23 protein-coding genes and 1 pseudogene are annotated in these 21,651 nt (G+C 74.3%); 12 read left to right on the top strand and 12 right to left on the bottom strand.

Annotation, left to right across the window (positions count from 1 at the left end):
• The first annotated feature begins 5 nt into the window (after positions 1 to 5).
• Genes FHX44_RS23145 through FHX44_RS23135 form a run of 3 tightly spaced genes read left to right on the top strand, consistent with a single transcriptional unit; the run spans position 6 to position 4,714 of the window.
• Positions 6 to 2,768, top strand: a complete 2,763-nt coding sequence (locus tag FHX44_RS23145) for a DEAD/DEAH box helicase family protein (protein ID WP_170308997.1) — start codon at positions 6 to 8, stop codon at positions 2,766 to 2,768.
• Between the two features lie 45 nt (positions 2,769 to 2,813).
• Complete coding sequence (locus FHX44_RS23140) at positions 2,814 to 3,491, top strand: TetR/AcrR family transcriptional regulator (RefSeq protein ID WP_170308996.1); 678 nt, start codon at positions 2,814 to 2,816, stop codon at positions 3,489 to 3,491.
• Positions 3,488 to 4,714 carry a macrolide family glycosyltransferase gene (locus FHX44_RS23135; RefSeq protein ID WP_246170541.1) on the top strand — a complete coding sequence of 409 codons (1,227 nt, stop codon included), beginning with the start codon at positions 3,488 to 3,490 and terminating at the stop codon, positions 4,712 to 4,714. Before FHX44_RS23140 ends, FHX44_RS23135 begins: the two co-directional genes overlap by 4 nt.
• Here the strand turns inward: FHX44_RS23135 and FHX44_RS23130 are convergent.
• The gene (locus tag FHX44_RS23130; RefSeq protein WP_147257709.1) at positions 4,686 to 5,561 is read right to left on the bottom strand and encodes a LysR substrate-binding domain-containing protein; all 876 of its coding nucleotides are present in this window, start codon (positions 5,559 to 5,561) and stop codon (positions 4,686 to 4,688) included. The genes FHX44_RS23135 and FHX44_RS23130 overlap by 29 nt on opposite strands.
• Before the next feature lie 69 nt (positions 5,562 to 5,630).
• Here FHX44_RS23130 and FHX44_RS23125 point away from each other — a divergent pair, with 69 nt between their 5' ends.
• The 3 genes from FHX44_RS23125 to FHX44_RS23115 all read left to right on the top strand — a co-directional run bounded on the left by FHX44_RS23125 (position 5,631) and on the right by FHX44_RS23115 (position 7,942).
• Positions 5,631 to 6,509 (top strand): serine/threonine dehydratase, encoded by an 879-nt coding sequence (locus FHX44_RS23125; RefSeq protein ID WP_147257708.1) that lies wholly within the window; start codon positions 5,631 to 5,633, stop codon positions 6,507 to 6,509.
• Positions 6,510 to 6,671: 162 nt separating this feature from the next.
• On the top strand, positions 6,672 to 7,418 hold the full coding sequence (locus FHX44_RS23120; RefSeq protein ID WP_147257707.1) for an aminoglycoside 3'-phosphotransferase: 747 nt from the start codon (positions 6,672 to 6,674) through the stop codon (positions 7,416 to 7,418).
• The gene (locus tag FHX44_RS23115) at positions 7,415 to 7,942 is read left to right on the top strand and encodes a GNAT family N-acetyltransferase (RefSeq protein WP_147257706.1); all 528 of its coding nucleotides are present in this window, start codon (positions 7,415 to 7,417) and stop codon (positions 7,940 to 7,942) included. Before FHX44_RS23120 ends, FHX44_RS23115 begins: the two co-directional genes overlap by 4 nt.
• Before the next feature lie 76 nt (positions 7,943 to 8,018).
• On the opposite strand, the gene FHX44_RS23110 is transcribed toward FHX44_RS23115, so the two are convergent.
• A complete protein-coding gene (locus tag FHX44_RS23110; RefSeq protein WP_147257705.1) occupies positions 8,019 to 8,465 on the bottom strand; it encodes a winged helix-turn-helix transcriptional regulator in 447 nt (148 codons plus the stop codon).
• 81 nt (positions 8,466 to 8,546) lie between these two features.
• Here FHX44_RS23110 and FHX44_RS23105 point away from each other — a divergent pair, with 81 nt between their 5' ends.
• The gene (locus FHX44_RS23105) at positions 8,547 to 9,275 is read left to right on the top strand and encodes an SDR family oxidoreductase (RefSeq protein ID WP_147257704.1); all 729 of its coding nucleotides are present in this window, start codon (positions 8,547 to 8,549) and stop codon (positions 9,273 to 9,275) included.
• Here FHX44_RS23105 and FHX44_RS23100 read toward each other — a convergent pair.
• From FHX44_RS23100 to FHX44_RS23080, 5 genes are all read right to left on the bottom strand, one after another.
• Positions 9,241 to 10,128 carry a class I SAM-dependent methyltransferase gene (locus FHX44_RS23100; protein WP_147257703.1) on the bottom strand — a complete coding sequence of 296 codons (888 nt, stop codon included), beginning with the start codon at positions 10,126 to 10,128 and terminating at the stop codon, positions 9,241 to 9,243. The genes FHX44_RS23105 and FHX44_RS23100 overlap by 35 nt on opposite strands.
• Before the next feature lie 28 nt (positions 10,129 to 10,156).
• On the bottom strand, positions 10,157 to 11,296 hold the full coding sequence (locus FHX44_RS23095; protein WP_212612608.1) for an MFS transporter: 1,140 nt from the start codon (positions 11,294 to 11,296) through the stop codon (positions 10,157 to 10,159).
• Between the two features lie 45 nt (positions 11,297 to 11,341).
• Positions 11,342 to 11,860 carry a CGNR zinc finger domain-containing protein gene (locus tag FHX44_RS23090; protein WP_147257701.1) on the bottom strand — a complete coding sequence of 173 codons (519 nt, stop codon included), beginning with the start codon at positions 11,858 to 11,860 and terminating at the stop codon, positions 11,342 to 11,344.
• Between the two features lie 81 nt (positions 11,861 to 11,941).
• Positions 11,942 to 12,622, bottom strand: coding sequence for a class I SAM-dependent methyltransferase (locus FHX44_RS23085; RefSeq protein WP_147257700.1), 681 nt, complete (start codon positions 12,620 to 12,622; stop codon positions 11,942 to 11,944).
• A 31-nt stretch (positions 12,623 to 12,653) separates the two neighbouring features.
• Positions 12,654 to 13,646: a helix-turn-helix transcriptional regulator gene (locus FHX44_RS23080; RefSeq protein WP_147257699.1), complete on the bottom strand. Its 993-nt coding sequence runs from the start codon at positions 13,644 to 13,646 to the stop codon at positions 12,654 to 12,656.
• Positions 13,647 to 13,709: 63 nt separating this feature from the next.
• On the opposite strand from FHX44_RS23080, the gene FHX44_RS23075 reads away from it, so the two are divergent.
• From FHX44_RS23075 to FHX44_RS23060, 4 genes are all read left to right on the top strand, one after another.
• A complete protein-coding gene (locus tag FHX44_RS23075) occupies positions 13,710 to 14,828 on the top strand; it encodes an epoxide hydrolase family protein (protein WP_147257698.1) in 1,119 nt (372 codons plus the stop codon).
• A 4-nt stretch (positions 14,829 to 14,832) separates the two neighbouring features.
• Positions 14,833 to 15,942 carry a winged helix DNA-binding domain-containing protein gene (locus FHX44_RS23070; RefSeq protein WP_147257697.1) on the top strand — a complete coding sequence of 370 codons (1,110 nt, stop codon included), beginning with the start codon at positions 14,833 to 14,835 and terminating at the stop codon, positions 15,940 to 15,942.
• Positions 15,943 to 16,089: 147 nt separating this feature from the next.
• Positions 16,090 to 16,689, top strand: coding sequence for a dihydrofolate reductase family protein (locus FHX44_RS23065; RefSeq protein ID WP_147257696.1), 600 nt, complete (start codon positions 16,090 to 16,092; stop codon positions 16,687 to 16,689).
• A complete protein-coding gene (locus tag FHX44_RS23060; protein WP_147257695.1) occupies positions 16,686 to 17,090 on the top strand; it encodes a VOC family protein in 405 nt (134 codons plus the stop codon). Before FHX44_RS23065 ends, FHX44_RS23060 begins: the two co-directional genes overlap by 4 nt.
• Here FHX44_RS23060 and FHX44_RS23055 read toward each other — a convergent pair.
• Positions 17,079 to 17,708 (bottom strand): GTP cyclohydrolase II, encoded by a 630-nt coding sequence (locus FHX44_RS23055; RefSeq protein WP_147257694.1) that lies wholly within the window; start codon positions 17,706 to 17,708, stop codon positions 17,079 to 17,081. The two genes, FHX44_RS23060 and FHX44_RS23055, sit on opposite strands and share 12 nt — an antisense overlap.
• Positions 17,709 to 17,757: 49 nt before the next feature.
• On the opposite strand from FHX44_RS23055, the gene FHX44_RS23050 reads away from it, so the two are divergent.
• The gene (locus tag FHX44_RS23050) at positions 17,758 to 18,450 is read left to right on the top strand and encodes a creatininase family protein (protein ID WP_170308995.1); all 693 of its coding nucleotides are present in this window, start codon (positions 17,758 to 17,760) and stop codon (positions 18,448 to 18,450) included.
• 88 nt (positions 18,451 to 18,538) lie between these two features.
• Here the strand turns inward: FHX44_RS23050 and FHX44_RS23045 are convergent.
• The 4 genes and pseudogenes from FHX44_RS23045 to FHX44_RS23030 all read right to left on the bottom strand — a co-directional run.
• Positions 18,539 to 19,336, bottom strand: a pseudogene (locus FHX44_RS23045) (lysylphosphatidylglycerol synthase domain-containing protein); the annotation flags it as partial.
• Positions 19,337 to 19,347: 11 nt separating this feature from the next.
• Positions 19,348 to 20,169, bottom strand: a complete 822-nt coding sequence (locus tag FHX44_RS23040; protein ID WP_147257692.1) for a methyltransferase domain-containing protein — start codon at positions 20,167 to 20,169, stop codon at positions 19,348 to 19,350.
• Positions 20,166 to 21,245 carry a glycosyltransferase family 4 protein gene (locus FHX44_RS23035; protein WP_246170540.1) on the bottom strand — a complete coding sequence of 360 codons (1,080 nt, stop codon included), beginning with the start codon at positions 21,243 to 21,245 and terminating at the stop codon, positions 20,166 to 20,168. Before FHX44_RS23035 ends, FHX44_RS23040 begins: the two co-directional genes overlap by 4 nt.
• Entirely contained in the window at positions 21,242 to 21,640 is a 399-nt protein-coding gene (locus FHX44_RS23030) for a 6-pyruvoyl trahydropterin synthase family protein (RefSeq protein ID WP_147257690.1), read from the bottom strand. The genes FHX44_RS23035 and FHX44_RS23030 overlap by 4 nt, the downstream gene beginning before the upstream one ends.
• Between the last annotated feature and the right edge of the window lie 11 nt (positions 21,641 to 21,651).

Here is a 21,651-nt window from a genome sequence, read left to right as displayed (position 1 = left end):
TGCGGGTGGCCGACCTGGCGGGGCTTCGGCCGGGGGTCGCCCTGCGCCGGCACCAGGTCGACGCGCTCGACGGGGTGGGCAAGGTGCTGGCGCGGGGTGGACGGCGGGCGTGGGTCGTGCTGCCGCCGGGGGCGGGCAAGACCGTGGTGGGGCTGGAGGCGGCGCGGCGGCTGGGGCAGCCGATCGTGGCGTTCGCGCCGAACACGGCGATCCAGGGGCAGTGGCTCGCCGAGTGGTCCCGGTTCACCCCCGATCCGCCGGCCGGGTCGGCCGACCGGGGTCTGGACGCGGCCCTCACGGCGCTGACCTACCAGTCGCTCGCGACGTTCGACCCCGACGCCGAGATCGACCCGGACGGGCACGACCGCGACGTCCACATCCATCGGCTGCGTTCCTCGGGCCGCGAGCTCGTGGACGCGCTGGGCAGGCGACCGGTCACGCTGGTGCTCGACGAGTGCCACCACCTGCTGGACGTCTGGGGCGAGCTCCTCGCCGAGGTGCTCGAACGCCTGCCCGACGCCACGGTCATCGGTCTCACGGCCACCCCGCCGAGCGCCCTGACCCGCGACGAGCGCGCGCTCGTGGACCGCCTCTTCGGGCGGATGGTCACCGGGCCGTCGATCCCGGCGATGGTGCGCGAGGGCGAGCTGGTGCCGTTCGCCGAGCTCGCCTGGCTCACCACGCCGACCGGGCGGGAGCAGGCGTGGCTCGCGGCGCAGGCCGAACGGTTCGCCGACCTCACCGCGGACCTGGTCGACCCCGGCTTCGCGACCGTCGGTTTCCTGCCATGGCTGGACCGGTACGCGGTGCGTCGTGAGCACCTCGCGGGCGAGGGCCCCGCGGTGCCGTGGCACCGGTTCGCCCGCGAGCACCCCGAGGTGGCCGACGCGGCGCTGCGGTTCCACCACGCCGGGATGCTGGAGCTCCCGGACGGGGCACGACTCCACGAGCGGCACCGGCACCCACCGACCGCCGACGACTGGATGCGGCTGCTGCACGTCTACGCCCGCCGGTTCCTCGCCCGCAGCGACGACCCGCGCGACGCCCACGCGTACGACTCGGTCCGCGCCGCCCTGCCCGGCATCGGCTACCGGCTCACCCGGCACGGCGTCCGCAGCGGCCGCTCCCCGGTCGACCGGGTGATCGCGCGCAGCGCCGCGAAGATCGACGCGGCCGGCCGGATCCTCACCGCCGAGCACGAGGCCCTCGGCGAGCTGCTGCGCGCGGTGGTGATCTGCGACCACGAGCAGGCCCGCGCCACGCTGCCATCGGGCCTCGTCGGCGTGCTCGACGCCGACGCGGGCTCGGCCCGGCTCGCGCTGCGCCACCTCGCGACGCTGCCGGGGCTGCGACCGCTCCTGGTGACCGGCCGGACGGTGGCCGCGGACGCCGCCGTCGCGCGCGCCTTCTTCGAGTACGCGGCGCGGGTCGCTGCCGACCTGCGGCTGGATCCGATCCCTTCCGACGCAACGGGAGTCGTGCAGATCACCGGCGGGTGGACCTCACGTCGCTGGGTGCCGTTGGCGACCGGGTTCTACGCGGCCGGCGGCTCGCTGACGCTGATCGGGACCCGCGCCATCCTCGGCGAGGGATGGGACTGCGCCGCCGTGAACACGCTGGTGGACCTCACCGAGGCCACCACGGGCACGTCCGTCGTGCAGCTGCGCGGGCGGGCACTGCGCAGGGACCCGGGCCGGCCCGGGAAGGTCGCGCACACCTGGTCCGTGGTGTGCGTCGCGGACGACCACCCCAAGGGGGCGGCGGACTTCGAGCGGTTCGTCCGCAAGCACGACGCCTACTACGGCGTCACGGAGCAGGGGAACGTCATGGCCGGGGTGACGCACGTCGACCCGGCGCTCTCCGCCTACGCGGCGCCGCCCTCCGCGGAGTTCGACCGGTTCAACCAGCGGATGCTCCTGCGCTGCGGCACCCGTGACCAGGTGCGCGAGCTGTGGCGGGTGGGCGAGCCGTACGCGGACCGCCCCGTGCACGCCGTTCGCGTTGTGGGACGCGCTCCCGTCCGCGCTCGGGCGGCGCCGCGACCGCCCGCGGTGGTGCCGGCGCGCCTCGGCCTGTCCACCGACACGCGGACGCCGTGGCCCGTCGCCGCCGTCGTCACGGCGATCGCCGCCATCGCGTTCCTCGCCGCCGGTGCCGGGGCGGTGGCCGCCGTCCCGGTGATCGCGGCCCTGCTGTGCACGAGCGCCTACGCCGGGCAGGCGCACCGCCGCGGCCGGCTGCTCCATGAGATCGCGGTCTCGACACCCGACGTGCCGGCGATCGCCTACGCCACCGCCGATGCGCTCCACGCCGCCGGCAAGATCGATCGCGGAGCCGAGGCCGTCACGATCGCGCCCGACGAGACGGGGGCGTGGCAGTTCCGCCTGACCGGCGCCGATCCGGCTGTCTCCGAGCGGTACGCGACCGCGCTGGACGAGGTGCTCAGCCCGCCCGCCGACCCGCGCTACCTGATCGGCCGCTACGTGCCGCCCGATCCGGGAACCAGGTGGCCGGCCACGCTGCTCGCCGGGTGGCGCCCGCCCGCGCGCTGGGCACGTCCCCATGCGGTGGCCTACCACGCGGTGCCGGCCGCGCTGGCCGAGCACCGACGTCATGCGGACCTCTTCACCCGGGCGTGGCGGCGCTGGGTCAGCGACTGGCCCCGGCCCGTCTACACCCGCAGCCCCGAGGGGTCGCTGCTGCTCGCCTCCCGGCGCGGCGTCTCCCCGCTGGACGCCCGGACGGCACTGCGTCTGACGTGGGAGTAGCCTCGTGACCAGATGATGAATCTGGTCACGAGTCAAGGAGGCGGGATGTCGGACCGCGGCGAGCGGATCCTCGACGCAGCCGCCGACCTGGTGCTGCGGTGGGGCTACAAGCGGGTCACCATCGAGGAGGTCGCGAAGCGCGCCGGCATCGGCAAGGGCACCGTGTACCTGCACTTCAGGTCGCGCACCTGGCTCTTCGTGTGCGTGCTCATCCGCGAGTCGCTCGGCCTCGTCGACGAGCTCACGGCGGCCGTCCGCCGGGATCCGACGGCGGCCGTGATCGCCGAGCAGGTCCGCCTGACCTATCTCGAGGTGCAGCGGCGTCCGCTGCTGCGGGCGCTGTTCGCGCGCGACGACGACGTGCTGGGCGAGCTGGCGCACGGGTCGGACGCCGATCCCGTGCACGCCTGGAGGGGCGAACTCGCCGCCGACCTCTTCCGGCTGCTCCGCGAGCACGGGCTGATGCGCACCGACCTGGACGTCCCCACCCAGATGTACGTGGTGGGCGCCGTGCAGACCGGCTTCTACCTCCAGCAGCCGGCTCTCGGTTCCCCGGAGGAGACCGCGGCCGCGCTGCACCACACCGTCCACGCCGCGGTGGAGCCACCGACGGCCCCCGACCCGGTCGCCCTCGCGGCCGTCGCCCCGGCGGTCCTCGCGCGGTACGAGCGGTTCCGCGCCACGCTCGCGGCCGCGATCAGCACGCAGAGAGGACCCGCGTGACTCGCATCGTCATGACCGGCATGCCCGCGGCCGGCCACGTCAACCCCAGCCTGCCGCTCGTCAGGGAGCTGGTGCGCCGGGACGTCCGGGTCACCTACTACTCCACGGAGCAGTTCCGGGACGTCATCGAGCGCACGGGCGCCGAGTTCCGCCCCTACCCGGCCGGGACGATCACGGCCGACGACATCGCCGAGGCCACCCGCACCGGCAGCCCGGTACGCGTGGTCGTTCGCGGGCTGGCCTCCACGGAGATCCTGGTCCCGTTCCTGCAGGACGAGCTCCGTGCCGACCCGCCCGACGCGGTGGCCCACGACTCGAACGCGATCTGGGGCCACATGGTGGCGAGGAGCCTGCGCCTGCCCACGGTCTCGTTCATGACCACGATGCTGGTGGGAACCGACGCATTCCGGAGCCAGACGGCGCGGGAGTGGTTGCAGTTCCTCCGCGCCGCCGTGCGCGACATGCCCGCCGCGGTGGCGGCCCGGCAGCGGGTGGTGCGCCGGTTCGGCAAGGACCTCTTCCCGCCACGACCCGCCTTCCCGACGCTCGGCGACGTCACGCTCTTCCCGATCCCGCGCTGGCTGCAGCGGCCCGATCCGCGTATCGACGACCGGTGCCACTACATCGGGGCCACCATCGACCCGCAGACCCGCGTGAGCGATCTCGACGCCGAGCTCGCCGCCCACGTCGACGGCCCGGAACCGCTCGTCCTCGTGTCGCTGGGCACGCTCCACTCGGGCGCCGACGCCTTCTTCCGCACCTGCTTCGACGTGCTCGCCGACCTGCCCGCGCGGGTGCTGATCGCGGTCGGCTCCCACACCGACCCCGCCCGACTCGGCCCGCCGCCGGCGAACACGCTGGTCCGCGCGTCCGTCCCCCAGCTCGAGGTGCTCCGGCGCACCGCGGTGTTCGTCACCCACGGCGGCATGAACAGTGCCCTCGAAGGCCTGGCGAACGGCGTGCCGCTCGTCGTCATCCCCCAGCAGTTCGAGCAGCTACTCATCGGCCGGTCCGTCGCCGAACGCGGCGCCGCGGTCGTGCTGCGGCACAACCTGTCCAATCGCCCGGTCCCGCCCGGCGAGCTCCGCGCGGCCGTCGAACGCACGCTCGCCGACCCGTCCCGCCGCACGGCCGCGAAGGCACTGGCCGACACCGTGGGCGAGGGTGGCGGGGCGGCAGCGGGCGTCCGGGCGATCAAGGATCTGCTGGCCGCAACCGGCTGAGGAGCTCGACCACCGCCGCGGACGGCCGGGGCGGGTGCACGACGTGGACCTCGCGGACCGGAGCGCGACCCCGCAGGTCCCGCACGACGACCCCCCGCTGCCCTCCCAGCAGGCTCGCCGGCACGAAGGACACACCGAGCCCTGCCTCGACGAGCGCGAGCGTGACCTCATAGTCCCTGGTCTCGTACGCCACGTGCAGCGGGCCGAGCGAGTCCAGGCACACCCGGTTGGGCACGCCGGGCGCACCGGAGACCCAGTCCTCGTCGGCGAGGTCGGCGAGCGCGATCTCCGGGGCGGTGGCGAGCCGGTGCCCCCGCGGGAGCACCAGGCGCAGCGGATCCCGGAGGAGGAGCCGGCGGCGCAGGCCGCGGACCGCCGGCAGCGCCACCCCCGGGTAACGGTGGGTGACGAGCAGGTCGAGCTCGCGCGCGGCGACCAGGCCGTACCCGTCGGGCGGCTCGATGTCCACGAGCGAGGTGCGGATCCCCGGCCGCTCCTCCTTCAGGGCGGCCAGCGCCCGGGGCAGCAGCGTCCGGGCCGCGGTCGAGAACGCGCCGACCGCGATGCGCCGCGGCTCCGCGCCCGCGGCAGCGCGCACGGCCTGCTCGGCGTCGCGCAGTTCTCCGAGCACCCGCTCACCGTGCTCCAGCAGAACCTGTCCCGGCCCGGTCAGCCGCGTGCCGGCTCGTCCCCGTTCGATCAGGGCCGTGCCGACCTCGCGCTCCAGTTTCGCGAGCTGCTGCGAGAGCGCCGACGGCGTGAACCCCATTCGCGCGGCCGCCGCGGCGATCGAGCCGGCATGAGCCACCTCGACGAGCACCCGCACCCGGCCCGCGTCCAATGCCATCAGTGTTCCTAATGCTGGTTGAGCAAGTCGAACTACAGCTTAACGATCGGGACGGCGCATCCTCGGCGTATGACGCCCCTCCCGACCGCCGCCGACGTCGCCACCGCCGCGACCCGCGTGGCCCCGCACGTCCGACGGACCCCGATCCTGCGCGCCGACGTCGACGGCCGGCCGGTGCTGCTGAAGCTCGAACACCTGCAGCGCAGCGGGTCGTTCAAGATCCGGGGAGCCCTGAACGCGCTGCTCTCCGCCGAACCGCCGGAGCGCGTGGTCACGGCGTCCGGCGGCAACCACGGGCTCGGCGTCGCCACCGCGGCCGGCGTCCTCGGCGTCCCGGCGGTCGTCTACGTGCCGCGCGAAGTGCCCGAGAGCAAGGCGAGGCGCATCGAGGCGACCGGGGCCAAGCTGATCCGCCACGGCGAGACCTACGCCGACGCCGCGGTGGCCGCCCGCGCCGAACCCGGCCGGTACGTGCACGCCTACGACGACCCCGCCGTCGTGGCCGGGCAGGGGACGGCCACGGCCGAGGTCGTCGAGGACTGCCAGGACGTCGACGCGATCGTGGTCGCGGCGGGCGGTGGCGGCCTGGCCGCCGGCACCGCACTCGCCGCCGGGGGCCGCACGGTCGTCACCGTCGAGCCGACCGGCTGCCGGGCGGTGCACGCCGCGCTCGAGGCAGGCACACCGGTTGACGTGGAGATCGACTCGGTGGCCTCGTCCGCCCTGGGCGCCACCCGGATCGGCGAGGTGCCCTTCGCAGTGCTGCGGACCGCCGGCGCGGTGCCGCTGCTCGTGGGCGACGCCGAGATCGTCTCGGCGCAGGAGCGGCTGTGGGAGGAGTTCCGGCTGCGCGTCGAGCCCGCCGCGGCGGCCCCCTTCGCGGCGTGGCTGGCGGGGCGCGTCCCGGGTGAGCTCCCGTGTCTCGTGCTGTGCGGGGCGAACTCATGAGGACAGGACCGATCGCCTCGACCCCGAACCCATCCTCGACGCCCTCCTCCCCCGCCGGGTCAAGTCGGCAGCCTGAACGGCACGACGCTGCGTTCCGGCAGCCGGGAGGTTTCCGGCACCAACTGGCTGGAATGGGATCGAGCGCGTCACGATCATGGAACCGTGAGCCGACCCGACCTCGCTGGTAGCCCCACCGACCCGGTTGCCGTCCCCGCCGTCATCGCGAAGCTCGCGGGCGGAGATCCGCTCGTCCCGGTGTGGCAGAACCTGCTGGGCGGGCTCACCTTCCGCCTGGGCGGTGGGGAGGGCCGCGTCCGGTACGCGAAGTGGGTCGCCACCGGCACCCCGGAGATCGACCTCGCCGGCGAGGCGGAGCGACTGAGGTGGGCACAGGGACGAGTGCCGGTTCCCCACGTGCTCGAGCTGGGCGGGGACGCGGACGGATCATGGCTGGTGACGGAGGAAGTGCCGGGCCGCTCGGCGGTGGACCCGAGGTGGATCGCCGAGCCGGCCACCGCGGCGACGGCGATCGGGCGCGGCCTGCGCCTGCTCCACGACGCCCTGCCCGTCGAGGAGTGTCCGTTCGACTGGAGCGTCGAGCGCAGGCTCGCCCGCGCGGAGCCCCGGCATCCGGACCTCGCCGAGCCGCCGCCGATCGACCGCCTCGTGGTCTGCCACGGCGACGCCTGCGCCCCGAACACCCTCCTGCACGACGACGGCACGTTCGCCGCACACGTGGACCTCGGTTCGCTCGGCGTGGCCGACCGGTGGGCCGACCTCGCTGTCGCGTCCTGGAGCACGGAGTGGAACTACGGGCCGGGCTACGACGGCTTCGTCTACAAGGGGTACGGGATCGCGCCTGACCGGCGGCGGATCGCCTACTACCGGTTGCTCTGGGACATGTCGTGAGGAGCGAGCACGTTCCGCCCACGATGCGCCGCGCCGGAACCGGGGAGATCGCAGACGTGCTCGCCGTGCTCGACGAGGTGGCGGGCTGGCTGGACGCGCGCGGCGTGCGGCAGTGGCCGCCCCGCTTCGAGCGGGTACGGGTCGAGCCGGCGGTGCTCGCAGGCGAGACCTGGCTGGCGGTCGACGACGAGCACGTCCTCGCCACGGTGACGCTCGACCGGGCCGACAGGTTGTGGGCCGACCATCCGGCCTCCGCCACCTACGTGCACCGGCTCGCGGTCCGCCGCGTCGCCGCCGGGCTCGGCGGCCGGATCCTCGGCTGGGCAGCGAGGCGGGCGGCCGCGGAGGGATGCCACTACCTGCGGCTGGACTGCGTGGCGTCGAACCGCAGGCTTCGCGACTACTACGAGGCGGCCGGGTTCCGCCATCGTGGCGACGTCGAGGTCACCGGACCGCCCGGTGGGCGCGGAGAGCCGGGGTCCGCGGTCGGCGTCAGCCGGTACGAGCTGGCGCTGCCGGGGTGAGCGGGAACACTCCGCGCACACGTGGAGTTGCCGAAGCGGCGCACTGACGGCGGGTCGGCCCGCCGGCGTGACGCCGTCAGGCCGGGTACGTGGACGTCCGCCGGAAGCGGACCTCATCCAGCGGGACCTCGACGCCCTCCTCGTCCACGAACGCCACGTGCAACGGGCGGCCGTCGGCTGAGCGGCGAACCACCGTCGGGCCCGGCTCGTAGGGGCGGTGCTGGTCGCCCCACTGCTGCAGCGCCCCGAGCACGACCTTCAGCTCGTGGCCCGCCTCCGTGAGGTGGTAGCTGTCGCGCGCCCGCGCGCCGGGTTCGCGGTAGGGCCGCTTCTCCAGCACGCCCGCGTCCACGAGGGTGGCGAGGCGGTCGGAGAGGATGTCCGGCGCCACGCCGAGCGCGGACCGGAAGTCGGCGAAGCGCGAGGTGCCCGACAGCGCCTCGCGCAGGATCAGGAACGTCCAGCGCTCGCCGAGCACCTCCAGCGAGCGCGCGATCGAGCACGTCTGCTCCGTCACAGCCACGGGACCATCATACCGAGCTGGGTTGGCTTTTCCTATGCAGAGGGCTAACTTGGAAGAACCTACACAGCCTGGGAGGGCATCATGGAGATCCGGAACTCGGTCGCGCTGGTCACGGGGGCGAACCGGGGCCTGGGGCGGCGCCTCGCCGCCGGTCTGCTGGAGCGCGGGGCGCGGAAGGTGTACGCGGCGGCCCGCAACCCGGAGGCCGTGGACCTGCCCGGCGTCACCCCGCTGCGGCTGGACATCACCGACCCGGTGTCGGTGGCCGCCGCAGCGGCCGCGGCGGCCGACGTGACCGTGCTGGTCAACAACGCCGGCTCGAGCACCCGCGCCACCCTGCTCGACGGCGACCCGGCCGCCATCCGCCTGGAGATGGAGACCCACTACTTCGGAACACTGGCCGTCACCAGGGCCTTTGCCCCGATCATCGCGGCGAACGGCGGCGGGGCGGTGCTCAACGTGCTCTCGGTGCTGTCCTGGTTCCACCCGGCCACGTCGGGCGCCTACAGCGCCGCGAAGGCGGCCGAGCTGGCGCTCACCAACTCCCTGCGCCTGGAGCTGGCGCCGCGCGGCATCACCACCACGGCCCTGCACGTCGGGTACATGGACACCGACATGGTCGCCCACCTCGACGTGGCCAAGAGCGACCCGGCGGTGATCGCCGCGCTCGCCCTCGACGGGGTCGCGGACAGCGCGCTCGAGGTGGTGGCCGACGACGTCAGCCGCACGGTCCGCAGTGGGCTCTCGGCCGAGCTGCCGGTGCTCTACCCGCAGCTCACGGCCGCTGCGCCAGCTGGAAGTGCCAGATGATCTCGACGGGGACGCCTGCGTCAGCCGCCCTCGCGGCCTCCGGCACCACCGCGGCGAGCGACCACGGCCAGACCTCCCACGGCCCCAGCTCCGTCGCCGGAGGCCCGAGAGGGGAGGGTTCCGTGACGGGCTCCTCGCAGCGGCGCAGCTCCAGACCCGCAGCGAGCGCTGCGCGCAAGTAGTCACCCACGAGGTGGCGGTGGCCGGGCAGCCGGCCGGGGCGTCCGTCCGGGTCGCGGAGGGTGGGGTTGGCGCCACGCAGGATGCGCTCGGGGTGCATGTCGGAGATCACCAGGTGGCCACCGGGACGCAGGACCCGCGCGAACTCCGTGAAGGCCGGGCGGAGGTTGGGGACGTGGGACAGCGCCAGGCCGCAGGTCACGAGGTCGGCGGACGTGTCGGCGACCGGCAGTGCGGCGAGCTCGCCCGACCGGAAGTCCGCGCCTGCGACGTTCGCCCGGGCCCGGGCGAGCATCTCCGGCGAGCTGTCCACTCCGATCACCCGATGCCCGCGCGCGGCCAGCAGCGCGGAGAACCGGCCGGTGCCGCAGGCGGCGTCGACCGCGACCCCCGCGGGGACCGCGTCCACGATCTCCTCGACGATCGGCTCGTCGAAGTCGAACGCGGTGTTGCGACCGTCGTCGTAGGTGGCCGACCAGATCCGGTAGCCCTCGACTGTGCCCACCCGTTCGACGGCGACGGCCGCGCCGGCCAGCGTCTCGTCGGCGAGCAGCCGGCGGACCTCCGCGATCCGCGCTTCCACGAACTCGCGGTCGTACTCGCCGACGAACCCGCGCAGCAGGGCGACGCCTTCGATCCCGAGCAGGTAGGCCAGCGGGTGCTCGTAGATCACGCCGGGGACCGTATCCGTGGTCCTCCGGTCACGGCGAGCGACTTCTGAGGAGCCGGTGCATCGCGACGATCCCGACGAGAGGGCCGACGGCGAGCACGGCGAGCGCCCAGTGCCAGCCGGCTGCCTGCTCGATGGCGGGAACGAGCCAGATCGTCGCGCCGGTGAGCAGGAACCCGAGCGCCATCTGCACGGTCAATGCGGTGCCGACGTAGCTCTGGTCGGCCAGCTCCGTGACGAGCGTGGAGAACTGGGTGGAGTCCCCGACCACGCTGTAGCCCCACACCAACCCGACGACGACGAGCAGCCACAACGGCGCATCGAGCAGCAGCCCGATCGTGGCCGCGCATGTGCCCGAGACGGCCAGCATCGCGATCGCGGTGCGCTCGCGGCCGATCCGGTCGCCCAGGGCGCCGCAACTCCAGTTGGCGAGCCCGCCGACCGCGAACACCGCGAACGTGACGTACGCGGCCAGCACCGGGTCGTCCAGCCCTCGGCGGTGCATCGCCGCGGTGAAGAAGACGAGGAACCAGGCCCACATGGCGTACAGCTCCCACATGTGGCACAGGTAGCCGATCACGGCGAGGCGGGTGCCGCGGTCGCGCAGCACGGCCCGGACCTGCCTCGGGTCGAACACAGCTGCCGGGAACGGGAAGGGGCCCTCCGCGATGGCGACGAGCGTGACCACGCCGCCGGCGACGGTGAGGACCGAGGTGGTGACGATGACGATCCGCCAGTCCAGCCCGCCGAGGCCGTTCACCAGGTGCGGCACCCCGGAACTGACGCTCAGCGCACCGACCAGCAGGCCCATGGCCGCGCCCCGCCGGTGCCGGTACCAGGTGGAGATCAGCTTGAGCGCTGGCGGGTAGACCCCCGCGATGAAGAACCCCGTGGCGAACCGGGCGGTGACGCCGAGGGCGAGGCCACCGGTGGCGAGGAGGAGCAGGTTGGCGCCTGCCGCGCCGAGCGAGGACAGGAAGATCAGCCGGGTGGGCGCGATCGCGTCGGCCACGGTGAACGCGGCGGACAGGAGCGCGCCGGCGACGAAACCCCACTGCACCGCGATCGTCAGCCACGCCACGCCCTCCCCCGAGAGCCCCCACTCGGCGCGCACCTGTGGGATCACCGCGGTGGCGGAGAACCACGTCGACTTCAGCAGCAGCAACGTCACCGACAGCACGGCGAGGGTGCCGCGCGGCGTCCGGCACCGCACGGTTCAGGAAGCGCGCCGGGCCCGGAAGGCCGCCGCCGAGCTGCGGTTCTGGCACGCCCGCGAGCAGTAGCGGCGCCGAGGGCCGCGCTGGACGTCGGCGTACACGCGGTCACAGCCCGCGGCCTTGCAGCACCCGAGCCGCTCGGCGCCGTGCTCGCACACGGCCAGCGCGAGGCCGAACGCCGTGTTGGCCCGCACCCGGTCGACGAGACCCGCGCCCGGCTCGCCGTAGTGCAGGTGCGGGCCGAGGCCGTGGTCGGAGATGTGCGGCTGCAACGGCACGTCCGCGAGCAGCTCGTTGAGCAGCGCGATCACCCCGGGGCCACCGAACGCGGGGCGGAGCCGGTGCGCCCAGTCCCGCAGCCGGTCCACGTCCGCCGCGGACGGTTCGGGCACCAGGTAGCGATGCGCGCCGAGCAGCTCCGCGAGCCCGCGGTCCGAGCTCCCCGCACCCGAGGTGACCGCGTTGACCAACGCGACCGCCGTGCCTGCGCCGTTGATCCGGTATCCGCTCGTCTCCATGCGACCCCCGTAAGCGCAATATCAGCACAATAGCCTTACGCCACTGCCCGCGCGTTCCACCGACAGGGCGTAATGCGCCGCTCAGCGCGGGGCGGGAGCCGGAATGCGGGCCCGCAGCGCCAGCACCGCGGGCGTCGAGCCGCCGCTCTCGACGAACCGTTCCGGCACCATCCCGGCGTCCAGCACGGCGTTCAGCAGCTCCGCGAGCGGGAAGTGGCTCGCGCCGATCTTGTCCCGGATGCCCTGGTCGGTCCAGGACTCCTTCGTCCAGTGCCGGTCGCCGTATCCCGGGCGGATCACCACGGCGTCCGGATCGGAGCGGTCGGCGAACCCGCCGCAGAAGCACGGGTGCACGCCGACGTGGACGAACACGCCGCCCGGGCGCAGCACCCTCGCGACCTCGCGGAGCACGGCCGCGTAGGCGGACATGTCGGTGTGGACCATCATCGCGATGGCCGCGTCCACCGCCCGGTCGGCCACCGGCAGCCGTTCGGCGTCGGCGCGGGCGCACGCGAGCCGGCCCCGTGCGTGCCGGAGCATGCCGGCCGAGACGTCGACACCGACCGGCGTCCAGCCCAGCGCGCGCACGCTCGCCGCGTGCACCCCGGTGCCGCAGCCGATCTCGAGGCAGATCCCGTCGCCCGGCCCGAGCAGGTCGCGAAGCGACCGGTCGACCCCGAGCGGATCGTCCGCCGAGCTGCGGGGCAGGAACTCGGTCTCGTACCAGTCCGCGATCTCGTCGTACGACGCCGGCGCCGCCATGGCCCGCCCTCCTTCGCAGTCGCGGCCGAGGCTAGCGGGATGCCTGATCCCGCTTCACACGCGTCTCACGCAGCCGCGCCGCGCGCGTGTAGCGCCCGGCGAGGAGCGCGATGTGCTCCACCAGCTCCGGCGGGTCGGCCACCTCGAAGTCCACGCCGAGCAGGCCGAGGTGCACGGCGAGGCTGTCGAGGCTGTCCGACCCGGTGTGGAGGACGCACGTCCCGGCGTCGCGCGCCTCGACGTGCCCGACCGCTGCCGTGATGCGCGCCGCGATCTCGTCGGCGGGTGCGTGCACCACCACGCGCGCCCGGTACCGCCACGCCGCGGCGGAGACGCGGCCGGACAGGTAGGCGGTGACGTCGTCGGCGGGCAGTGGACGCGGGGTGAAGCGCGGCCCGGTGGGGATGCGCGGGGTGATGCGGTCGGCGCGGAAGGTGCGCCAGTCGCCGCGCTCGACGTCCCAGGCGAGCAGGTACCAGCGCCGGCCCCAGGCGATCAGGCGGTAGGGCTCGACGTCGCGCCGCGAGTCGCCACCGCCGTGGGTGCGGTAGTCGAAACGCAGCCGCTCGGAGTCCCGGCAGGCGGCGGCGAGCGTGGTGAGCACCTCGGCGTCGACCTGCGGAGGGGGCGCGTCGTCGGGCACGCGCAGCGCGTACTCGCCCAGCGCCGCCACCCGCCGACGCAGCCGCCGGGGCAGCACCTGCTCGATCTTCGCCAGCGCGCGCAGCGAGACCTCCTCGACCCCGGCGAGCCCGGTGGCCGCCCGCAGGCCGAGCACCGTGGCCACGGCCTCGTCGTCGTCGAGCAGCAACGGCGGCAGCTGCGCGCCCGCGCCGAGCCGGTATCCGCCCACGGCGCCCCGGTTGGCGTCGACCGGGTAGCCGAGCGAGCGCAGCCGCTCGATGTCGTTGCGGACGGTCCGCTCGCTCACCTCCAGCCGCTGGGCGAGCTCCGGCCCGGTCCATTCGCGGCGGGACTGCAGGAGCGACAGGAGGCGCAGCAGTCGCGCAGAGGTCTCCAACACGGCGTGAAGTCTGCCCGACCATCAGGAACGAACCTTGCCTGATTCGCCTATAGCGTCGCGTTCATGGAGATCACGCCCTTCCGCATCGACATCCCCCAGGCCGACCTCGACGACCTCGCCGACCGCCTCGCCCGCACCCGGTACACCGAGGAGCTGGCGACCGGCGGCGACCACGGCGTGCGCGTCGACCCGGTGCGCGAGCTGGTGCGCCGCTGGCGCGACGAGTTCGACTGGCGGGCCGTCGAGAAGCGGCTCAACGAGATCCCGCAGTTCACGACCACGATCGACGGGCAGAACATCCACTTCCTGCACGTCCGCTCCCCCGAGCCGCACGCCTTCCCGCTTGTCCTCACGCACGGCTGGCCGGGCTCGTTCGTCGAGTTCCTCGACGTGATCGGCCCGCTCACCGACCCGCGGGCCCACGGAGGCGACCCCGCACAGGCCTTCCATCTCGTGATCCCGTCGCTGCCGGGCTACGCGTTCTCCGGCCCGACCACCGAGCCCGGCTGGAACCGCTACCGCACCGCGCGGGCCTGGAAGGAGCTGATGGCCCGGCTGGGTTACGAGCGCTACGGCGCGCACGGCAACGACGCGGGCTCGTTCGTCTCCCCGGAGCTGGGGCGAATCGCCCCGGAGCACGTGGTGGGCGTGCACGTCGACCAGATCTTCTCGTTCCCCTCGGGCGACCCGGCGGAGTTCGAGGGGATGTCGGAGGCGGAGATGGCCGAGCTCGCCACGCTGCAGAGCTTCGCCGCGGAGAAGTTCGGCTTCAACGAGCTGCAGTCGACGCAGCCCCAGAACGTGGCGCACGCACTCGCCGACTCACCGGCGGGCCAGCTGGCGTGGAGCTACCAGCTGTTCGGCGACGCCGTCGACCCCGACTTCGTGCTGACCAACGTCGCGATCTACTGGTTCACCCGCACCACCGCGTCGTCGATGCGGTTCTACTGGGAGGACCGGCACACCCCGGACGCCGACAAGCCGCAGGGACCCACGACGGCGCCGCTCGGGCTGGCCTCGTTCGCGCACGACTTCTCGGGCATCCGGCGCTTCGCCGAGCGCGACCACGCCAACATCGTGTCGTGGACCGAGTTCGACCGCGGCGGCCACTACCCCGCCCACCAGGCGCCGGAGCTGCTCGTCGGGGACCTGCGGCGGTTCTTCGCCGGGTTGCGGGGCTGATCCCGTGACCCAGGTGCTCGGCCCGCGCGCGCTGAACCGGGCCACCCTCGCCCGCCAGTTCCTGCTGGAACGCACCACCCGGCCGGTCCCCGACGTGGTCGAGCACCTCGTGGGTCTGCAGGCGCAGACCCCGCACACCTGGTACGTCGGGCTGTGGAGCCGCATCGCTCGCTTCCGCCCCGAGGCCGCGGCCGACCGGCTCGCCGACCGGACGCTGGTGCGGATCGCCCTGATGCGCTCGACCATCCACCTCGTCACGGCGGCGGACGCGCACGGCCTGCGCGCAGCCGTTCAACCCGTGCTCGACCGGGACCTCCTCCACAACCAGCTGCACGGCGCCGCCGTGCGTGGGCTCGACCTCGAGGAGGTCGTGGCGGCGGCCCGCCCGCTGCTGGCCGAGAAGGCCCGCACCTCCCGCGAGCTGGGCGGGCTGCTGCAGGCGCGGTGGCCCGACCGGCCCGCCGCGGGCCTCGCGTACGCCGTGCGCAACCGGCTGCCGCTCGTCCAGGTGCCGCCGCGCGGGCTGTGGGGACGCAGCGGCCCGATCGCGCACACCAGCACCGAGGCGTGGCTGGGTGAGGGCCCCGGGTTCTCGCCCGAGACGCTGGTGCTCCGCTACCTCGCGGCGTTCGGCCCCGCCACCGTGGCGGACGTGCAGACCTGGTCGGGGCTCACCCTCCTGCGCGAGGTGATGACGCCGATGCGCTCGCGGCTGCACGTGTTCCGCGACGAGCACGGCCGCGAGCTCTACGACCTCCCCGACGCCCCGCGCCCCGACCCCGACACACCTGCGCCCGTGCGCTTCCTCTACGACTTCGACAACCTGCTGCTCTCGCACGCCGACCGGACCCGCGTCTGCACCGACGAGTTCCGCCGCGCCTTCGTCCGGCGCAGCGGGCCGGTGCCGGGCGCGGTGCTGGTCGACGGCTTCACCGCGGCCCACTGGACGCTCACCCGGGACCGGGACGGCGCGACGCTGGAGGTGCACCCGCACCGCCCGCTCACGCCGGACGAGGCGGCCGCCGTGGAAGCCGAGGCGACCGGGGTACTCGCCTTCATGACCGCCGGCCAGGCCCCGGCTCCGCATGCCGGCAAGGTGGCTCTGCTGGTATGACGCGGCCGCGCGGTCGAAGAGCGAGACCCGTGGCGAACACACGCACGATGCGAGGGTGCACCACGTGACGACCAGGTGGTCGCCACGGATGCCCGAGGCGTCCCGCGAGCGCACGCTGGTGCCCTCACGAACCGGAGGAGGGACGCCATGGGCAAGGTCGTCGTCCAGGCGACGATGTCGCTGGACGGGTTCATCGCGTACCCGTCAGGCGGGGTCGGGCCGCTGTTCGACTGGTACCGCAACGGCGACGTCGAGTTCCACGACAACGAGCGGACCTACCGGGTCTCCGCGGCGAGCGCCGAGTACCTGCGCTCGGCGTGGAGCAACGTCGGGCCCGGCGTGATGGGCAGACGCCTGTTCGACCTGACCGACGGCTGGGGTGGGACTCCCGCGGTCGGCGACGCCGCCTTCGTCGTGACGCACCGGGTGCCGACCGAGTGGATCGATGCCCACCCGGACGCCCCGTTCACGTTCGTCACCGACGGGGTGGAGAGCGCGATCGCGAAGGCGCAGGCGGTGGCGGGCGGCCGCGTCGTGTCGCTCACCGCGGGGGACATGACCGGGCAGGCCCTCGCCGCCGGGCTCGTCGACGAGCTGCGCGTGGACCTGGTGCCGGTGCTGCTGGGCACGGGCGTGCGCTACTTCGGCGGCTTCACCGGCGCCGAGCACCTGCTGGAGAACCCCACGGTCGTGCAAGGCGACCGCGTGACCCACCTGCATTACCGCGTGCGCAAGGAGGCGCCATGAAGATGCTGCTCGAGCTCGTCCCCGTGCCGGTCGCCGACATCGACCGCGCCAAGGAGTTCTACGTCGGCGCGGGGTTCACCGTCGACGTCGACGTGGAGCCGGCCGAGGGGGTGCGGGTCTGCCAGCTCACCCCGCCCGGCTCGGCCTGCTCCATCACGCTGACCAAGGGCCTGCCCTCCCTCGCCGACGCGGCCCCCGGGTCGCTGCGGGGCCTGCACCTCGTCGTCGCCGACGCGGCGGTGGCGCGGGACGAGCTCGCCCGCCGCGGCGTGCCCGTCGGGGAGATCGACGAGCACCCCCAGGGGATCAAGTACGTCCCGTTCAGCGACCCGGACGGCAACACGTGGGTGCTGCAGGAGATGCCGTGGCGGGCGGGCGACTTCGCGTCGTCACCCGAGTGAACCCAGGTGTGGGAGATCGTGGCCGAGTCGGTCGCGCTTCGCCGTGAGGTAGCGGACGTTGTGTTCGTTCACGGGCTCCAGCAAGGGGACGCGCCCGCTGACCGTGATCCCGTGCTCGGTGAGCGCCAGCACCTTGTCCGCGTTGTTCGACAGGAGCCGGACCGACGCGACACCGATGTGGTGCAGCACCCGCGCGGCCGCGCCGAAGTCGCGCACGTCGACCGGCAGGCCCAGCGCGGTGGCCGAGTCGACGGTGTCGAGGCCCTGCTCGTCCTGCAGCACGTGGGTGCGGACCTTCGCGACGAGGCCGATCCCGCGGCCCTCGTGGCCGCGCAGGTACACGAGCACCCCGCAGCCCTCGTCGGCGATCGCGTCGATCGCCGACCGGAGCTGCGCCCCGCACTCGCACCGCAGCGCGCCGAACACGTCGCCGGTGAGGCACTCCGAGTGCACCCGGACCAGCACGTCCTTCTGCCCGCGCGGTTCGCCGCGGACGAGTGCGAGGTGCTCGTTCCCGTCGTAGGGGTCCCGGAAGGCGACGGCGCGGAACGGGCCTCGCCTCGTCACGAGATCCGACTCCGCGACCTCGGCCAGTTCACCGTTTCGCGTGTCCTGCATGAGCTGCCCCTCTCGTCCCCTCTCGCGAACCGTGAGAAGGTCCATCGCGATGGATCTCCTCCCGGCCGACACAACGCTCGACGCGCGCGACCGCGGCACGGCCGTCACGCTGCTGCCCATCGGCAGCTTCGAGCAGCACGGCCCCTACCTGCCGCTCACGACGGACACCCTCGTCGCCAGCACGATCGCGGCCGAGCTCGCGACCGTGTACCCCGTTTCCAGGCTGCCACCGATCACCATCTCCTGTTCGCACGAGCATGCGGCATGGCCGGGCACGGTCAGCATCTCGGCAACCACGCTGGCCGCGATCGTGCGCGACGTGGCGGCGTCGGTCCAGCACGCGGGTGCGAGCACGCTGGTGCTCGTGAACGGGCACGGCGGCAACTACGTGCTCGGCAACGTGGTGCAGGAGGCCAGCCTCGGCACGCTGCGGATGGCCCTCTTCCCCACCGAGCCGGACTGGGACGACGCCCGCGCCGAGGCCGGTCTGACCACCACGGGCCTGTCCGACATGCACGCCGGCGAGCTGGAGACCTCGATACTCCTGCATGCGCTTCCGGATCTCGTCAGGCCGGGGTACGAGCGAGTCGACCACCTGGCAGACGATCGCCGGTACCTGCTGACCCGGGGGATGCAGGCGTACACGGAGTCGGGAGTGGTGGGCCGGCCGTCACTGGCATCCGCGGAGAAGGGACGCGCGGTGCTCGCGAGCCTCGTGCGGTCGTTCGCCGGACACCTGTGAGACGGGTGTTCGTGAGGCGGGTGTTCGTCAGGCGCAGCAGGAGCACGGCCCCGCCCGGCAGGCAGGCCACCATGCAGAGCACGCCGTAGGCGACGGCGGCGGCGAAGCCCTGCGCCGCCCCGAGCCCCACCGCCCCGAACCCGACGGCGGCGACGGCCTCGCGGGGCCCCCAGCCGCCGACGTTGAGCGGCAGTGCCATCACCAGGAGCGCGAGCACCAGCAGCGGGAGCAGCTCGGTGACGGGCGCGGTCGCGCCGACGGCGCGGGCGGCCACCACGAACGTGGCGAGGTAGCCGGCGAGCGTCGCCACGGAGAGCCCCAGGATCCCCGGCCCCGCGCCGGAGCCAAGCACCGCCCGCACGTCGGCGGTCATGGGACGCAGGCGCCCGCGCAGCAGCCAGCCGAGCACCGGCAACGCGACCAGGACGGCGATCCCGATCCACCCGGCTCCGGGCACGAGCCCTCCGAGCACACCGAGCAGTGCGGGCTCCGCCGCCAGCACCACCGCGGCGACACCCACCAGCACGACCAGTCCCACCAGCCGTTCGAGGACGACCGCGCGCACACCGCGGCCGATGTCACCGTTGCGCCTGCCGTGCCCGACGGCCCGGTGCAGGTCACCGAGCATTCCCGCGGGTAGAACGGCGTTGAGGAAGAGGGCCTGGTAGCAGTCGGCGACCGCCGTGGGGAGCGAGAGCCGCATGCCCAGGCCGCGCGCCACGAGGCACCAGCGCCACGCGCTGCACACCGTGGTGACGACTCCGAGTCCGAGAGCAGCCAGCACCGGGCCTGCCTGCAGCGCGGCGAGCGCGTCGAGGACGGCCTGCGGTCCCGACCACCACACGAGCGCACCGACGAGCGCGGCGACGGCCAGCGGCCGCGCCACCTGCGCGGGCGTCACGACCGGATCTCCGGCAGCGCGAGCAGATCAGCGTGCCCCACGACGACTCGCAGGTCACCGCGGGCGGACGCCGCGAGCCTCCTGGCCAGGTAGGCCTCCGCCTCCGGGACGAGCCCCGGGCGGTGTTCGCACGCGGCGGCGATCCAGCCGCGCAGCCACTGCTCGATCAGCCTGCCGTCGCCGGGGCCGAGGCGCCACGGGCTCGACGCCCGTACCACGGCCACGCCGTGCCGGCCGAACGCCGCCGCGGCCGCGGGCGCGGCGTCCGGGCCGAGCAGCCGTCGCCCGTCCACCGTGCGCCGCTGGTGGGCGTCGAAGGCGGCGGCGAAGGCGGCGTCGAGCGGGTCGACGGGCGTGAGCAGCACGCTGCCGGTGACCGAGAGGGCCAGCAGCGCTGCGCAGCCGGCGGCCGCGCACGCCGCGGCGAGGCGTTCCACCTCGTCGGCGGTGAGCAGGTCCAGCAGTGCCGACGCCGTGACCACGGACGTGCCGGCGAGCTGCGCGGCGTCGAGTGCGGTGAGGTCGCCGACCCGCGGCTCGGCGGTGACGCCGGCCGGCATGCCCGCCAGGGCCCGGTCGACGAGGGCCGGGTCACGGTCGTGCAGCAGCCAGTGCTGCGGCCCGGGCAGCCGTCCGGCGAGCCAGCGGCCCATCGAACCGGTGCCGCAGCCGAGGTCGCGCACCACGAGCGGGCCATCGGACCTGCTCGGCAGCCACCCGTACAGGCGGTCGGCGAGCTCGGTGGCCCGGGCGGCGGCGTCGGCGGGCTCGCGCAACGCCAACCAGTCCGGGGTGACCGGAGCCCCCGGCACGCTCACGTCAACGCGCCGGCCAAGCACCGCGCGGTCACCTCCCAGTCGGTGAGGGCATCGCGCCGCTGCCGGGCCGCCGCACGCGCGGACTCTCGCAGCCGCGGCTCGTCGAGCCAGCGATGCAGGGCGGCGGCCAGCGCATCGACATCGGCCGGCGGCACGAGGAGGCCGGGTAGCGCGCCGTCGGGCGTGCGGCCGAGGGTCTCCGGGACGCCGTCGACGGCGGCCGCGAGCACCGGGATCCCCCTGGCGAGCGCCTCCGTCACGACCATGCCGTACGACTCGGCGCGCGACGGCAGCACCAGCAGGTCGGCCGCGGCGTACACCGCGTCGAGCGCCGGGCCGGTGCGCGGGCCTGCGATCTCCACGCGGTCGCGCAGCCGGTGCCGCTCGACGAGCTCGCGAACGGCCGCCACGTGCGCGGGGTCGCGGACGAGCGGGCCGACCAGCCGGCACGTCCACGGGCGGTCGGTGATCCGGGCGAGCGCCTCGACGAGCAGGTCCTGCCCCTTCGTCGGCGTGATCGAACCGACGCACAGCAGCCGGGTGCCGTCCTCGTCGGCGCTCACGAGCGGGGCGGGCTCCACACCGGGCGGCACGACGTGGATCCGGTCGGCCGCGAGACCGTGCACCTCGACGAGCCGGCGCGCCGCCCACGAGCTGGTGGCCACCACGGCGGCGGCGAGGTGGAGGGTGGCGCGCTCACGGGCGGTGCGGTCGACGGCGACGGCCGGGGGGAGCCCCACCTCGTCGCCGAGCGGGAGGTGGACGAGCACGACCAGCCGCAGGCGGCGTGCGTGCGGCGCGAGCACGTCGGGCACGGCGCAGGCGACGAGCCCGTCGAGCAGCACGTCGGAGCCGTCCGGGACGGCCGTCAGCAGGCGGTGGAGCTCGGCGCGCGCGGCGTCGTCCGGTTCGGGCCACGTCCCGGCGGCGGCGATCTCCCGAACGCCACGGCCCGCGGCCGGGAGTGCCCGGCAGACGCGCCGGTCGTAGGCATTGCCCCCGCTGGGCCGTGCGGGGTCGTCGATGTCCGCGGGGACGACCACGTGCACCGGGGGCGCGATCACGGGAGCCGTCACAGGGACCGCTCGTAGCTCGCCCACGCGACGTGCGACTCGTGCAGGGTCACCACGATCGTGGTGATCCCGCGCGCGTTGTCGCCGAGCGCGCCCGCGTCCAGCCGCTCGGCGAGGCGGTCGGCGACCACCCGGGCCAGGAACTCCGTGGAGGTGTTCGCGCCCTCGAAGGCCGGCTCGTCGTCGAGGTTGCGGTAGTTCAGCTCGGCGAGCACCTCGCCGAGCTGCTGGGTGGCCAGCCCGATGTCGACCACGATGCCGTCGCTGTCGAGCACCGGACGACGGAACGTCGCGTCCACCACGAAGGTCGCGCCGTGCAGGCGCTGTGCCGGACCGAACACGGCGCCCCGGAAGCTGTGGGCGACCATCATGTGGTCCCGGACCGTAATGCTGAACACTCTTGCTCCCT

Source organism: Pseudonocardia hierapolitana (genome assembly GCF_007994075.1).
GTDB lineage: Bacteria > Actinomycetota > Actinomycetes > Mycobacteriales > Pseudonocardiaceae > Pseudonocardia > Pseudonocardia hierapolitana.
Note: the sequence above shows the minus strand (reverse complement) of the source record. Positions and strands in the feature narration are given on the sequence as shown.

Coding starts and splice junctions, on each gene's coding strand:
- FHX44_RS23140 (WP_170308996.1), top strand. CDS start 2,814: ATGTCGGACCGCGGCGAGCGGATCCTCGACGCAGCCGCCGACCTGGTG.
- FHX44_RS23130 (WP_147257709.1), bottom strand. CDS start 5,561: ATGGCATTGGACGCGGGCCGGGTGCGGGTGCTCGTCGAGGTGGCTCAT.
- FHX44_RS23125 (WP_147257708.1), top strand. CDS start 5,631: ATGACGCCCCTCCCGACCGCCGCCGACGTCGCCACCGCCGCGACCCGC.
- FHX44_RS23105 (WP_147257704.1), top strand. CDS start 8,547: ATGGAGATCCGGAACTCGGTCGCGCTGGTCACGGGGGCGAACCGGGGC.
- FHX44_RS23090 (WP_147257701.1), bottom strand. CDS start 11,860: ATGGAGACGAGCGGATACCGGATCAACGGCGCAGGCACGGCGGTCGCG.
- FHX44_RS23085 (WP_147257700.1), bottom strand. CDS start 12,622: ATGGCGGCGCCGGCGTCGTACGACGAGATCGCGGACTGGTACGAGACC.
- FHX44_RS23075 (WP_147257698.1), top strand. CDS start 13,710: ATGGAGATCACGCCCTTCCGCATCGACATCCCCCAGGCCGACCTCGAC.
- FHX44_RS23065 (WP_147257696.1), top strand. CDS start 16,090: ATGGGCAAGGTCGTCGTCCAGGCGACGATGTCGCTGGACGGGTTCATC.
- FHX44_RS23060 (WP_147257695.1), top strand. CDS start 16,686: ATGAAGATGCTGCTCGAGCTCGTCCCCGTGCCGGTCGCCGACATCGAC.
- FHX44_RS23055 (WP_147257694.1), bottom strand. CDS start 17,708: ATGCAGGACACGCGAAACGGTGAACTGGCCGAGGTCGCGGAGTCGGAT.
- FHX44_RS23050 (WP_170308995.1), top strand. CDS start 17,758: ATGGATCTCCTCCCGGCCGACACAACGCTCGACGCGCGCGACCGCGGC.